At 70.5% G+C, this 13745-nt stretch carries 11 protein-coding genes; 4 read left to right on the forward strand and 7 right to left on the reverse strand.

All coding sequences use genetic code 11. The features are described from left to right. Positions 1-91: 91 nt before the first annotated feature. The 4 genes from BKA00_RS10335 to BKA00_RS10350 all read left to right on the forward strand — a co-directional run bounded on the left by BKA00_RS10335 (position 92) and on the right by BKA00_RS10350 (position 5676). Entirely contained in the window at positions 92-1315 is a 1224-nt protein-coding gene (locus tag BKA00_RS10335) for a sensor histidine kinase (RefSeq protein ID WP_185024701.1), read from the forward strand. A 111-nt stretch (positions 1316-1426) separates the two neighbouring features. Further along, a complete protein-coding gene (locus BKA00_RS10340; protein WP_185024702.1) occupies positions 1427-2107 on the forward strand; it encodes a response regulator in 681 nt (226 codons plus the stop codon). A gap of 240 nt (positions 2108-2347) precedes the next feature. Next, entirely contained in the window at positions 2348-3178 is an 831-nt protein-coding gene (locus tag BKA00_RS10345) for an ABC transporter ATP-binding protein (protein WP_185024703.1), read from the forward strand. Further along, a complete protein-coding gene (locus BKA00_RS10350) occupies positions 3175-5676 on the forward strand; it encodes an ABC transporter permease (RefSeq protein WP_230298860.1) in 2502 nt (833 codons plus the stop codon). Before BKA00_RS10345 ends, BKA00_RS10350 begins: the two co-directional genes overlap by 4 nt. 83 nt (positions 5677-5759) lie before the next feature. Here BKA00_RS10350 and BKA00_RS10355 read toward each other — a convergent pair whose 3' ends face one another. From BKA00_RS10355 to BKA00_RS10385, 7 genes are all read right to left on the reverse strand, one after another. Further along, positions 5760-6899 carry an ABC transporter ATP-binding protein gene (locus tag BKA00_RS10355; RefSeq protein ID WP_420829673.1) on the reverse strand — a complete coding sequence of 380 codons (1140 nt, stop codon included), beginning with the start codon at positions 6897-6899 and terminating at the stop codon, positions 5760-5762. 23 nt (positions 6900-6922) lie between these two features. Beyond that, positions 6923-7990 (reverse strand): ABC transporter ATP-binding protein, encoded by a 1068-nt coding sequence (locus tag BKA00_RS10360; RefSeq protein ID WP_185024704.1) that lies wholly within the window; start codon positions 7988-7990, stop codon positions 6923-6925. Next, positions 7990-9003, reverse strand: coding sequence for an ABC transporter permease subunit (locus BKA00_RS10365; protein WP_185024705.1), 1014 nt, complete (start codon positions 9001-9003; stop codon positions 7990-7992). Before BKA00_RS10365 ends, BKA00_RS10360 begins: the two co-directional genes overlap by 1 nt. Before the next feature lie 105 nt (positions 9004-9108). Beyond that, complete coding sequence (locus tag BKA00_RS10370; protein ID WP_221493091.1) at positions 9109-10752, reverse strand: ABC transporter substrate-binding protein; 1644 nt, start codon at positions 10750-10752, stop codon at positions 9109-9111. Positions 10753-10916: 164 nt separating this feature from the next. Then, positions 10917-11909, reverse strand: coding sequence for an ABC transporter permease (locus BKA00_RS10375; RefSeq protein WP_185024707.1), 993 nt, complete (start codon positions 11907-11909; stop codon positions 10917-10919). A 430-nt stretch (positions 11910-12339) separates the two neighbouring features. Continuing rightward, complete coding sequence (locus BKA00_RS10380; RefSeq protein WP_185024708.1) at positions 12340-12765, reverse strand: hypothetical protein; 426 nt, start codon at positions 12763-12765, stop codon at positions 12340-12342. Positions 12766-12977: 212 nt separating this feature from the next. After that, the gene (locus tag BKA00_RS10385) at positions 12978-13634 is read right to left on the reverse strand and encodes an HAD family hydrolase (protein ID WP_230298862.1); all 657 of its coding nucleotides are present in this window, start codon (positions 13632-13634) and stop codon (positions 12978-12980) included. Positions 13635-13745 lie beyond the last annotated feature (111 nt).

The following is a 13745-nucleotide window of genomic DNA, read 5'->3' on the forward strand; positions in this document are numbered from 1 at the left end:
CCTCCGGCGCGGCCGGGTCATCCTTGGGGAGGACCGCGGATCCACGTCCAGGAGGGCTCAGGGCCTGCTGCGGCCTCCTAGGGTGAGTGTCGTGTCACCCCGCATCCGTGGTCTCCACGCCGTCCGCGCCTGGCTGCACGCGCGCCCGACGGCGGCCGACGCGCTGCTCGCGCTGGGCCTGCTGGCGGTGGGGCTGCCTCAGCTCTTCCTGGAGGAGCTGCCCGCCGGCCACGGCTACGATCACTTCCGGTCGCCGGACATCTGGGACGGGCTGGTGGTCACCGCGGTGACGATGGCGCTGACGTGGCGCCGCCGCCATCCGATGCCGGTGCTGCTCTTCATCATCGGCGGCGAGCTGGTGATGGCGCTGGCGCACTATCCGCCGTCGGTGCCGGACGTCGTGGCGTTCCTCGTGGCCGTGTACAGCGTGGCGGCGCACCGGGGGCTGGCGCAGAGCGCGCTCGGCGGCGCAACGGCGTTCGTCTACTTCCTCGCCTACCTGCTGTTGCTGCCGGTCTCGGTGGCGCCGGAGGTGCTGATCACCGACTGCGCGCTGGTGATCGGCGTGTGGGTGCTGGGCCGCAACCTGCGGCTGCGCCGGGCGTACTTCACCGAGCTGGAGGACCGGGCGGCCCGGCTGGAGCGGGCGCGCGGCACCGACGCGCGGGCCGCGCGCGTCGAGGAGCGGTCCCGGATCGCGCGGGAGCTGCACGACGTCGTGGCGCACCACGTGAGCGTGATGACCGTGCAGGCGGGCGCCGCGCGGCGGATCATCGACCGGGACCCCGGCAGCGCGCGCGAGGCGATGTCGACGATCGAGGAGGTCGGCCGGACCGCGCTGAGCGAGATGCGGCGGATCGTCGGCGTGCTGCGCACGGACCGCGATCCCGAGCGGGCGGGCCGGGAGCTGGCGCCGCAGCCGGGTCTCGGCGACCTCGGCGAGCTGCTGGAGCACGTGCGGGAGACGGGCCTGTCGGTGCAGCTGTGGATGGAGGGCGAGGCGCGGCCGCCGTCCCCCGGCGTGGACGTGGCCGCCTTCCGGCTGATCCAGGAGGCGCTGACGAACACGCTCAAGCACGCGGGGCCGCAGGCGCGGGCCTGGGTCCGGCTGTACTACGGCGACAGCGACCTGACGGTGGAGATCGAGGACGACGGGCGCGGCACGTCGACGTTCATGGCCGACAGCGGGGACAACCCCGGGCACGGTCTGGTCGGGATGTACGAACGGGTCGCGCTGTACGGTGGCGAGTTGAAGATCGGGCCGAGGGTCGGCGGCGGATTCGGCGTGCGGGCCCGGTTCCCGCTGGAGCCGTGAGCCCGTGCGAGGCCGTAGGTTGGGGCAGGAGCGCCGCGGACGCGGCGGTCCGGCGAGGGCGAGGAGCGCGACGATGAACGGTCCGGGACGGCGGCCGGCGGTGGCGGCCCGATGACCACGGTGCGGGTGCTGCTCGTCGACGACCAGCCGCTGCTGCGGACGGGGTTCCGGCTCATCCTGGAGGCGGAGGCCGACATCGCCGTCGTCGGGGAGGCCGGGGACGGCGCGGCGGCGGTGGAGCTGACCCGCTCGCTGCTGCCGGACGTGGTGCTGATGGACATCCGGATGCCGGGGGTGGACGGCATCGAGGCGACCCGCCGGATCATCCGGGAGGGCGCGGCCTCGCACGACCCCAGGGTGCTGATCCTGACGACGTTCGACCTGGACGAGTACGTCATCGAGGCGGTCCGGGCGGGCGCCAGCGGCTTCCTGCTCAAGGACTCCCCGCCGGAGGACCTGGTGCAGGCGATCCGCATCGTGGCGGAGGGCGACGCGATCGTGGCGCCGTCGGTGACGCGGCGCCTGCTGGACAAGTTCGCCAATCGGCTGCCCGCCGTCCGCGACGCGTCGCCCCCGCCGGGGCTGGACACCCTGACCCAGCGGGAGCGCGAGGTGCTGTCGCACGTGGCCCGCGGCCAGTCCAACGCCGAGATCGCGGCGGAACTCGTGGTGAGCGAGACGACGGTGAAGACGCACGTCGGTAACGTCCTGGCCAAGCTCGGCCTGCGCGACCGCGTGCAAGCCGTGGTGTACGCATACGAGACCGGGTTGAGCAGGCCCGGCCAGAGCTGACGCGCGGGGCCTTGGGGCCGGCCTCGGGGTCGGCCCCTGAGGTACCCCTGGCTTTCGTCGGCGGAGGACTACTCCGGTAGGACGACTGTGGTGGGGCTTCTCCTGCCGTGGGTGGACGGGCAAGTCCGTTCCTGGGGTCCAGGAAACCGGTTTGTTCGGCTTCTAGGGTTTTGTGAGTCGGATCGCCGGGGGCACGGCGCGGTCCGGACGCATCCTGCTCACTCACCCACGGGAGTACACGTGACGAACACCGCCCCATCGACCGCCGGCGCGGAGCACGCGCCCGGGGCGGGCGACTTCGCCGCTCGAACCCAGCAGATCGCGAAGGTGTACGGGCGCGGCGACGCCCAGGTCGTCGCGCTCGACGGGGTCACCGTCGGCATCCCCCGCGGCCGGTTCACCGCGATCATGGGCCCCTCCGGATCCGGCAAGTCCACGCTGATGCACTGCATGGCGGGGCTGGACTCGGTGGACTCCGGGCAGGTCTACATCGGCGAGACCGAACTGACCCGGCTGAAGGACAAGCAGCTGACCCGGCTGCGCCGCGACAAGATCGGCTTCATCTTCCAGGCGTTCAACCTGGTGCCGACCCTGACCGCGCTGGAGAACATCACGCTGCCGATGGACATCGCGGGCCGCAGGGCCGACCAGGAGTGGCTGGACGCGGTGATCGACACGGTGGGGCTGCGGCCGCGGCTCAAGCACCGCCCCACCGAGCTGTCGGGCGGCCAGCAGCAGCGCGTGGCGTGCGCCCGCGCCCTGGCGTCCCGCCCGGAGATCATCTTCGCGGACGAGCCGACGGGGAACCTGGACTCGCGCTCGGGCGCCGAGGTCCTCGGCTTCCTGCGCGACTCGGTGCGGCGGATGGGGCAGACCATCGTGATGGTCACCCACGACCCGTCCGCCGCCGCCTACGCCGACCAGGTGCTGTTCCTGTCCGACGGGCAGATCGTCGACACCATGACCGAGCCCACCGCCGAGCGGGTGCTGGAGCGCATGAAGGGCTTCGACGCCGGCGGCCACAACACCCGTCCCGCGGGCGCGGCCGGTTCCGGGGTGTCGGCGCGATGATGGGCAAGGTCACGCTCCGCAACCTCGCGGCGCACAAGATCAGGCTGGTGCTGACGGCCGTGGCGGTGATCCTCGGCGTCGCGTTCGTGGCCGGCACGCTGATCTTCACCGACAGCATGAACAAGCAGTTCGACGACCTGTTCGGCAGGATCGGCACGAACGTGGCCGTCGACGTGCGGGCGAAGAAGGTCGTCGAGGGCGACGACGACGGGATGGCGGCGCAGCCGGTCCCGGCGACCGTGCTGAAGACCCTCCAGGGCATCGACGGCGTCAAGGACCCCCAGGGCAACGTCAACGGGTACGCGGCCGTCGTCGGCAAGGACGGCAAGATCGTCGGGACCGCGCAGGACGGGCCTCCCCAGATCGGGACGAACTGGTCGACGGGCGGGACCTACGACCTGGCGTCGGGCCGCGCCCCGCGGGGACCGGACGAGGTCGTCATCGACGCCAAAACCGCGGAGAAGGGCAAGCTCGCCGTCGGCGACACCACCCGGGTCATCACCGCCGGGCCGCCCGCCCGCATGCGGATCGTCGGGCTGGTCGACGCCGGGAACCTGATGGGCGCGACCCTCACCGGGTTCGACACCCCGACCGCGCAGCGGCTGATGCTCAAGCCCGGCTACTTCAGCGACATCGAGATGGGCTCCACCGGCCCGTCCCAGAGCGAGCTGCGCGACCGCGTCGCCAAGGCGCTGCCGCAGAACCTGGAGGCCGTCACCGGCGAGAAGCTCCGCGAGGAGTCCAAGAGCGACATCGCCGCGATGATGAGCTTCTTCCGCACGTTCCTGCTCGTGTTCGCGCTCATCTCGATCTTCGTCGGGTCGTTCATCATCTTCAACACGTTCTCGATGCTGGTCGCGCAGCGGACCCGCGAGCTGGCGCTGCTGCGCGCGATCGGCGCGGCCCGCGGCCAGGTGACGCGGGCGGTGATCGGCGAGGCCGTCGCGGTCGGCGTGGTCGGCTCCACCCTCGGCCTCGCGGCCGGCGCGGGCCTGGCCTCCCTGCTGCAGACGCAGATGGGCGACGCCGGGCAGGGCGGGCTGACCTTCACCGCGACCCCGGTGATCTGGTCGTACGTGGTGGGCATCGTGGTGACGGTCGTGTCGGCCTACTTCCCGGCCCGCCGCGCCGCGAAGGTCCCGCCAGTGGCGGCGATGCGCGACGACGTCGCGCTGCCCCAGCGGTCGCTGCGGATCCGGATCGCGCTCGGCTCCCTGCTCACCCTCGTGGGCGCGGGGCTCATCGGCACCGGCCTCGCCGGGAAGGGCGGCAACCCGCCGGTCCCGGTGGGCGTGGGCGCGTTCGCGGTCTTCGTCGGCGTCGCCATGCTCGCCCCGGTGATCAGCGTGCCGGTGATGAAGGTGCTCGGCGCGCCGTTCGCGCTGCTGATGGGCCCGCCCGGACGCCTCGCGCGGCAGAACGCGCTGCGCAACCCGCGCCGCACCGCCGCGACGGCCGCCGCGCTGATGATCGGCCTGGCGCTGATCACGACGGTCAACGTGCTGGGCGCGACGACGCGGGCCTCGGTGGACGAGCAGGTCGACGCGCAGTTCGGCGCCGACTACCTCGTCGAGGTGCAGGGCGCGGGCGGCATCGACGCCGAGGCCGCGCAGAGGATCCGGACGACGCCCGGGGTGGCCTCCGCGTCCCCCACCTACGAGGGCAACGCCCTCGTCGAGAACAAGAAGGCGTGGTACATGTCCGGCGACGCGGCGGTGATCGCCAAGGCCGCGAAGCTGAAGATCACCTCTGGTGGCACGGGCATCGGCGACGCCGGGATCATGGTGGACGAGGGCACCGCGAAGGCCCGCGGTTGGAAGGTCGGGGCGGCGGTCCCGGTGCAGTTCGCCGACGGACGCACCGAGCAGTTGAGGCTGGCGGGCGTGTACGCCAAGAGCAATCTGATCGGTCCCCGCCTCATCTCCCCGCAGGCGCACCTGCGGCACACGCTGAAGCCGACCGTGACCACTGTCGTGGTGGACGCCTCGGCACCGTCCGCGGCGACGAAGGGGGCACTGGAGTCGTCGCTGAAGGACTACCCGAACCTGAAGGTGTCCGATCAGGCGTCCCTGAAGGCCGACGCCCGCAAGCAGGTCGACGGGTTCGTGACGTTCCTGACGATCCTGCTGGTGATGTCCGTCATCATCGCGGCCGTCGGAGTGGTCAACACCCTGGCGCTGTCGGTGATCGAGCGGACCCGGGAGATCGGGCTGCTGCGCGCGATCGGGATCTCCCGGCGGCAGCTGCGGCGCATGATCCGGCTGGAATCCATCATGATCGCGGTCTTCGGCGCGGTGCTCGGCATGGGCATCGGGGTGGCGTTCGGCGCGGCGCTGCAGAACGCCCTCGCGGACAAGGGACTCGGGGTCCTCGCCGTGCCGTACGGGACCCTGGGGATCTACCTGGTGGTTGCCGCGGTCATCGGCGTGCTGGCCGCCCTCTGGCCGGCGTGGCGCGCGGGCCGCATGGACGTCCTCAAGGCCATCTCCACCGAGTAGCCCCGGGCGCGCGGCCATGAAGAAGGCCCGGTCCCCCTCGCGGGGGCCGGGCCTTCTTCATGCGCGAGGCGCGCCTGGCGGCGCTACTCCACGGGGTCCGGGCCGTCGGCCGGGGCCGGGTCGGCGGCCGGCGCGGCGGGCGCCACCGCGGCCTTGGCGACCGCGTCGGTGGCGCTGACCGTGGTGTTCTCCGGGAAGTGGCAGGCCGCCTCGTGGCCCGGGCTGAGCTCCACCAGCGGCGGCTCGACCTGCTTGCAGATGTCCTGCGCCTTCCAGCAGCGGGTGTGGAAGCGGCAGGCGGGCGGCGGGTCGAGCGGGCTCGGCACGTCGCCCTGCAGCCGGATCCGCTTGCGGTCCCCGCGCTCGCTCGGGTCGGGGATCGGCACCGCCGACAGCAGCGCGTTGGTGTAGGGGTGCATGGGCCGCTCGTACAGGTCCGCCCGGTCCGCCACCTCGACGATCTTGCCGAGGTACATGACGGCGACGCGGTCGGAGATGTGCCGGACGACCGACAGGTCGTGCGCGATCACCACGTAGGTGAGGTCGAGCTCGTTCTGCAGGTCCTCCAGCAGGTTGACGACCTGCGCCTGCACCGACACGTCCAGCGCCGACACCGGCTCGTCCGCGACGATCAGCTTCGGCTTGAGGGCCAGGGTGCGGGCGATGCCGATGCGCTGCCGCTGACCGCCGGAGAACTCGTGCGGGTAGCGGTTGTAGTGCTCGGGGTTCAGCCCGACCAGCTCCAGGATCTCCTGGACGGCCTTCTTGACGCCCTGCTTGGCCTCGAGGTTCTGCAGCCGGAAGGGCGCCCCGACGATCGCGCCGACCGTCTTGCGCGGGTTCAGCGACGAGTACGGGTCCTGGAAGATCATCTGGATGTCGCGGCGGAGCGGCCGGAGCCGCCCCTGTGACATCGTGGTGATGTCCTGGCCCTCGAAGGTGATCTTGCCGAAGCTGGGGTCCAGCAGCCGCATGATCATCCGGCCGGTGGTGGACTTGCCGCAGCCCGACTCGCCCACCAGCCCGAGCGTCTCGCCCTTGCGGACCGAGAACGACACGCCGTCGACGGCCTTGACCGCCGCGACCTGCCGGCGCAGCAGCCCCGCGGTGACGGGGAAGTGCTTGCCGAGGTTGTCCACCTCCAGCAGCGGCTCGCCGTCCCGCGCGGGGCGGGTCTCCGCGGCCGGACGGGTCTCGTCGGCCGGGGTCTTCGTTGTGTTCACAGTCTCGTTCCCACCCGTGCTCGTCACAGCTTCGCCCGGATCTCGTCGTTCCAGATCTGCCGCTTCTTCTCCAGCGGGAGATGGCACGCCGCCTTGTGCCCGGGTTCGGCCTCGATCAGCTCGGGCCGCTCGGTCGTGCTCTTGTCCCCGTTGAGGTCACTGTAGGGGCAGCGCGGATGGAACGCGCATCCCGACGGCACGTTGATCAGGCTCGGCGGCGACCCCTCGATCGGCATCAGCCGCTCCGAGCGCTCCCGGTCCAGCCTCGGCATCGAGCCGAGCAGCCCCCAGGTGTAGGGGTGCAGCGGCCTGTGGAAGGCGTCGTCGACGGAGGCGTACTCCACCGCGCGGCCCGCGTACATCACCAGGATGTCGTCGGCCAGCTCGGCGACCACTCCGAGGTCGTGAGTGATCATGATGACCGCGGAGTTGAACTCCTGCTGGAGGTCCCGGATCAGGTCCAGGATCTGCGCCTGGACGGTCACGTCCAGCGCCGTGGTCGGCTCGTCGGCGATCAGCAGCTCGGGGTCGCAGGACAGCGCCATCGCGATCATCGCGCGCTGCCGCATGCCGCCGGAGAACTGGTGCGGGTAGTCGTCCACCCGCTTGTCGGGCTTGGGGATGCCGACCTTGCCGAGCATGTCGATGGCGTGCTTGCGGGCCACCGACTTGGACACGTCGTTGTGCACCCGGTAGGCCTCGACGATCTGGTGGCCGACCGTGTAGAAGGGGTGCATCGACGACAGCGGGTCCTGGAAGATCATCGCCATGTCGCGGCCGCGGAGCCGGCGCACCTCGGCCTGCGAGGCGCCGACGAGCTCCTTGCCGTCCAGCCAGATCTCCCCGGACACGTCGGCGTTGCGCCGGTTGTGCAGGCCGAGGATGCCGAGGCTGGTCACGCTCTTGCCGGAGCCCGACTCGCCCACGATCCCGAGCGTGCGGCCGCGCTCCAGCTGGAACGACAGGCCGTCGACGGACTTGACCAGGCCGTCGTCCGTCGGGAAGTGGATCTTGAGATCGCGGACCTCGAGGAACGCGCTCGGGGCCCCGCCGGTGCCCGCGGTCTCCGCGGCGGGCGCGGTGCCGGTCATCAGCCAAGCCTCACTCTCGGGTCGACGATCGCGTACAGCATGTCGACGATCAGGTTGATCACGATGATGGAGGTCGCCGTGAGCAGGGTCACGCCGAGCACCATGGGCAGGTCGCCGCCCCGGATCGAGCTGATCGCCAACTGGCCCAGGCCCGGGATGCCGAAGGTGTTCTCGGTCAGGACCGCGCCGCCGAGCAGCAGGCCGAGGTCGAGGCCGAAGATGGTGAGGATCGGCGTGAGCGAGGCGCGCAGCGCGTGCTTGGTGACGACGGTCCCCTCCGACAGGCCCTTGGCGCGGGCGGTGCGGATGTAGTCCTCGTTCATCGTCTCCAGCATGCCCGCTCTGGTGAGCCGCGCGTACATCGCCGCGTAGAGGAACGCGAGCGTCACCCACGGCAGGACCAGCGCCTGGAACCAGCTCACCGGATTGGAGGTGAACGGGGTGTAGCTGCCGCCGCCCGGGAAGATCTTGAGCGTGTAGGAGAACAGCGCGAGCGAGACCAGGCCGGTGAAGTAGATGGGCAGCGACACGCCGCTCAGCGCGATGATCATCGCCGCCCGGTCCCAGAGCGAGCCTCTGCGCAGCGCCGACAGCACACCGGTGGCGATGCCGCCCACGAGCCAGACCAGGGCGGCGCCGAGTGCCAGCGACAGGGTCGCCGGGGCCCGGTCGACCAGCGTCTCCAGGACCGGCTGGCTGCTGCGGAACGAATAGCCGAGACAGGGTGCCGGGCAGTGGTCGGTCACGGGGCCGGCCTTGTAGTCCTTGCCGACGACGATCGCCTTGACGTAGTTGCCGTACTGCACCACGACCGGCTTGTCGAGGCCGAGCCGCTCCTTGGTGTCCTGGATGGCCTCGGCGGTCGGCGCCTTGCCCACATAGGACGCCGCGATCTGGTCGGTCGTCTGCCCGGCGATCTTGGGCAACCAGAAGAAGATGCCGAAGGTCACCATGCTGACCACCAGCAACATGACGACGGCACCGATGAGGCGCCGGATGATGTATGCGAACACAATGCTCGGCCCGACCCGCCGGCCGGCGGGACCTGTGGGTCCCGGCACGGCCGGCGGGCGTCGCCTTCACCTGCCTTCAGCTGGACGCACGGACGAAGCGGAGTGTCACTCCACGCCCATGTTGAGGTAGTCGTACATTCCGCCGTAGTAGTACGTGATGCCCGCGTTCGTCACGCGCTTCGGCCGGTACATCAGGGCCTTGGCGTAGATCAGCGGGACCTCGGCGGCGGTCGCCATGACCGCCTTGTCGACCTCACCATAGGCCTTCAGACGTGCGGCCTTGTCCGAGGTGGAGATCGCGTCGTCGAGACCCTTGTTGACCTTCGGGTCGTTGAGCTCGGCGAGGTTGTTGCCACCGGACGGCTTGATCGCCGCACCGTGCACGATCTGCGAGAGGAAGCCGTAGCCGGTGGGCCAGTCGGCCGCCCACGCCATGATCATCATGCCGACGCCGTGGTCGTGAACGTACTTCGGCACGCCGACGTACTTGTTGAAGTAGTCGCCGGCCGGGAACTGGACGATGCTGACCTTGATGCCGACCTTGGCGAGGCTCTGCTGGATCGCCTCGGCCATCGCGACTTCCTTCGGCCGGTCCGACCGCGCCGAGATCTTGGTGCTGAAGCCGTTCGGCTGGCCGCACGCCTGCAGCTCCGACTTGGCCTTGGCGAGCGTGGCCTGGTCGAGGCCGCCGCCCTCGGCCTGCTTCTGCGGGTACAGGTCGAACTTGGTGTAGCCGTCCACCGACGGGGGCAGCACGGTGGTGGCGACGTCGCCGCCGGCCAGCGGGCCTCCGTAGGCGGTCTGCGCGGCGACCTTGTCTGTCGCGTACTGCACGGCCGTCCGGCAGTGGATGTTGTCGAGGGGCTTGACGTTCACGTTCAGCGACATGAACCGCAGGAAGCCCTGGACGGGGTTGTCGACGTACGGCTTCTGCTCGGGGGTCAGCACCTTCGGCTGGGTGCCCGCCTGGACGCCGACGCCGGTGATGTCCATGTCGAGCGCGCCGGCCAGCATCCGCTGGTCGATGTCGTCCGCGTTCTGCTTGATCTGGACTTCGATCTTGTCCGGCAGCGCCTTGCGGAGCGGGTCGGTGCTCTGGTTCCAGTTCGGGTTGCGCGACAGCGACATCGACTTGCCGCGCGTGTAGTTGTCGATCTTGTACGGCCCGCTGGAGACGATCGCGGTCTCGTACTTCGTGCCGGTGTCCTTGGCCTTTGGCACAGGGATCGACTGCGACATCGAGACCAGGTAGTCGAACTCCTGGAACGGCTCGTTCAGGTGGAAGATGATCGTCTGGTCGTCGGGGGTCTCGATGGACTTCAGACCCTCGTCGCTCTTGTCGTCGTACGGGCCCTTGTAGGCGGGCTTGTTGTCGACGAGGTACTGCTTGAAGTACTTCGGCCCGAGCTGCAGCTCCTTGGTGTAGTTGCTGCGCTCGATCGCGTACTTGACGTCCTTGGACGTGACCGTGGTGCCGTCGTCGTACTTGACGCCGGTCCGCAGCTTGTACGTCCAGGTCTTGCCGCCGTCGCTGGACTGGCCCATGTCGGTGGCCAGGTCAGGGACGATCTCGAGGCTCGCCTTGCCCGCGGCCGCCTTGGCCGTGGTCAGGCCGCGGCCGTAGAGACGGGCGAAGTTCTGGGAGAACGCGTAGTAGGTGTTGCCCGGGTCCGGCGAGTCCCAGTCGTCGGAGTCGGCCAGCTTGAGCGTGCCGCCCTTCTTGTCCGACTTGTTGACGACCTCGTTCACGCCGGCGTTGTACCCGGGACCGCTCCCCGAGCCTCCGGATTCACCGCCGCCGCAGGCGGCGAGCCCTGCGGCCGCGACCACACCGGCCGCGAAGACCGCAATTGGTCTCATCTTGTTCATGTGCAGGCGCACCCCTTCAATTAGACGGGTCGGTTGAACCCGAGTCACTTGGCCCGAGGGTCGAGAGCGTCCCGCAGCCCGTCACCGAAGAGGTTGAAGGCGAGGACGGTGATGAAGATGGCCATACCAGGGATGATCATGTACGCGGGGTCCGAGGAGTAGATCGGTACCGCGAGCGTCAGCATGGCGCCCCACGAGGGCGTCGGCGGGATCACTCCGACGCCGAGGAACGACAGCGCCGCCTCGAACAGGATGTTGGTCGGGATCAGCAGGGTCGAGTAGACCAGGATCGGGGCGACCAGGTTCGGCAGGATCTCCTTGAAGAGCACGTAGGAGTTGCGGGCTCCCAGGCTGCGCGCGGCGTCGACGAACTCGCGCTCGCGCAGCGACAGCGTCTGGCCGCGGATGATGCGGCCGATGTAGGGCCAGTTGAAGAAGCCGATGACGACGACCAGCACCGAGATCCGCAGGCCGTTGCCGTTCATTCCGAACGCGCCGTCGGAGACGACGCCGACCAGGGCGATCGCGAACAGCAGCAGGGGGAACGCCAGGAAGGCGTCCATGGCCCGGCTGATCAGGTAGTCGACCCAGCCGCCGAAGTAGCCGGCCACGATGCCCATGACCGTCCCGATGACCACCGACAGCAGGGTGGCGAGGAACGACACCAGGAGCGAGATCCGGGCTCCGTGCACGATGCGGGCCAGCAGGTCGCGGCCGGTGCCGGGCTCCACGCCCAGCCAGTGGTCGCCGCTGATGCCCGTGTGCCAGATCCCCGACTTCGGCCTGTTGTAGGTCGGGTCGATCAGGTTCTGGTGGTACGTCAACGGGTCCTGCACGAAGTACGGCCCGAAGATCGCGATCAGGATGAGCACGAGCACGATGACCGCGCCGGTGAGGGCGACTTTGTCGCGCTTCAGCCGCATCCAGGCGATCTGCCCGAGCGAGCGTCCCTGGATCTTCTTCCTGTCGACGCCGACGAGGACAGCCTCTGGCTGCGCCTCGCTGTCGGACCCGGTCACCTCTATGGGTGCGGCCACGCTCGATACCTCCTACCGTCCGGCCACTGGTTCGGCCCTGCCGCCGGCGAGTGACCGGCGGCCGCGGAGATCATCCGCTGCCCCCGTGCCCGTTACGCCGCGTTTGCTGAAGGGAAACGTAGTCCTTCGGGCACGACTGTCCATCCGTGGGGCGTGCTTCGGAAGTACCCGTATCTGACTTGTGATCTCGTCGTCATCTGGGCAACATGCGTCCACGCACTACGTCGGACAAATCGCCCGAATAGTACGTTCAGCCCAGACGTGCCCGGCAACTCCCCACGGGTCGGGAACGGCAAGCTTTACCGTACTGAGTCCGATCTGAGACTGATCGTCCGCAGGTCAGGGCCGGGACGCGCAGAAACGGCGGGCCGGGACGCCCGCTCCGGGGCGTCCCGGCCCGCCGTCACCGACGTGTGCGGGCCCCGCGGCGTCAGGAGATGCCGCGGTCGCGGAGGATCCTCTCGATCTCCGCCATCTCCGGGTCGCCGCCGCCCGGCGCGGGCCCCTCGACCCCGCGCCGCGGCTTGCCGGCGCGGCCCGCGGAGCGGCGCCCGTCGCCGGCCTTGGCCGCCCCCGCGTCGCCGGCGCCCCCGCGGCGGCTCAGCATCGCCCCTGACGCCAGGTAGAGCACCACGGCCAGGCCCGCCACCGCGACGCCCGCCCACTTCACCGGGCTGAACGCCAGGTCGACGAGGAACTCGGTCACGCCCGTCATCGCCGCCGCGAGCGGCACCAGCGACAGGGCCGCCCCGCGCAGCCCGGTGCCCGCCCCCCGGCGGCGGTAGGCGCCCCAGCTGATCACCAACCCGACCAGGGTCACCCCGAGACTGATGGCGAATATGGCTGCGTCGCTCATGCCGGCCCCTCATTCCGTGCGGCGGTGCTCTCTCCATCGTCACACGCGAACCGCCGGACCTGCTCCTTCTGGCGGACGGTTTGCCCCGGGGGCGTTCTCCTCCTGCGGCGGGACCCGTCCCCCAGGGATCGCCCCGGGGTACCGGCTCCCGGGTATCAGGTCACGGCCGGGCAACGGCCCGGCGGCGGGACGGTACGGGACGGGCTCCCCGGTCAGGCGACCAGCGAGCGGAGCCGCTCGAGGTCCACCTCGCGCAGCGAGGCGACCACCGTCCGCCCCGGCGCGGGCGGGATCGGCAGGAGGCCGGGGACCGCGACCGTGACGCAGCCCGCCGCCTCCGCCGCCGCGACGCCGTTCGGAGAGTCCTCCAGGACCACGCAGCGGGCCGGGTCGGCGCCGAGCCGGGCGGCGGCGGTCAGGTACGGCTCGGGATGGGGCTTGGTCCGGGCGACCTCGTCCCCGGCGACACTGAGCGCGAAGTGCTCCCGGCCGACGGCGTCCAGCACCGGCTCGATCAGCCGCCGGTGGCTGGAGGAGACCAGTGCCGTCGTCATCCCGGCGGCGCGGAGCTCGGCGAGCAGGTCCTTCGCGCCGGGCATCAACGGGACGCAGGCGCCGAGCCGCTCGGCCATGCCGTCCAGCATCCGCCGGCCGACCTCCTCGCGCGGGGCGTCCGCCCCGGTCAGCTCCAGCATGTAGTCGACGGCGAGGTACAGGGAGCCGCCGACCAGCCGCTCCTGGTGCGCGGGGCTCCACTCGCCGCCGAGCCACGCCATGACCTCCGACTCCACCTCCAGCCAGACGCTCTCGGAGTCGATGAGAAGGCCGTCCATGTCGAACAGCACGGCGTGCGGGCCGCCACCAGTCACAACTCTCCTCACAGTCACGAAGATCGGGGGAAACCACCCTATCCATGCGATCAAGGGACACCCCGGCCAGTCCCCCGCCGGGGCCGGCGCCTCTTGGACGGGGTGTGCAAG

The organism is Actinomadura coerulea (assembly GCF_014208105.1).
Lineage (GTDB): Bacteria > Actinomycetota > Actinomycetes > Streptosporangiales > Streptosporangiaceae > Spirillospora > Spirillospora coerulea.

What these genes read in the sequence shown, in the direction of transcription:
- BKA00_RS10380 (WP_185024708.1), bottom strand. Translation starts at nt 12,765, where the DNA reads ATGAGCGACGCAGCCATATTCGCCATCAGTCTCGGGGTGACCCTGGTC.
- BKA00_RS10340 (WP_185024702.1), top strand. Translation starts at nt 1,427, where the DNA reads ATGACCACGGTGCGGGTGCTGCTCGTCGACGACCAGCCGCTGCTGCGG.
- BKA00_RS10360 (WP_185024704.1), bottom strand. Translation starts at nt 7,990, where the DNA reads ATGACCGGCACCGCGCCCGCCGCGGAGACCGCGGGCACCGGCGGGGCC.
- BKA00_RS10350 (WP_230298860.1), top strand. Translation starts at nt 3,175, where the DNA reads ATGATGGGCAAGGTCACGCTCCGCAACCTCGCGGCGCACAAGATCAGG.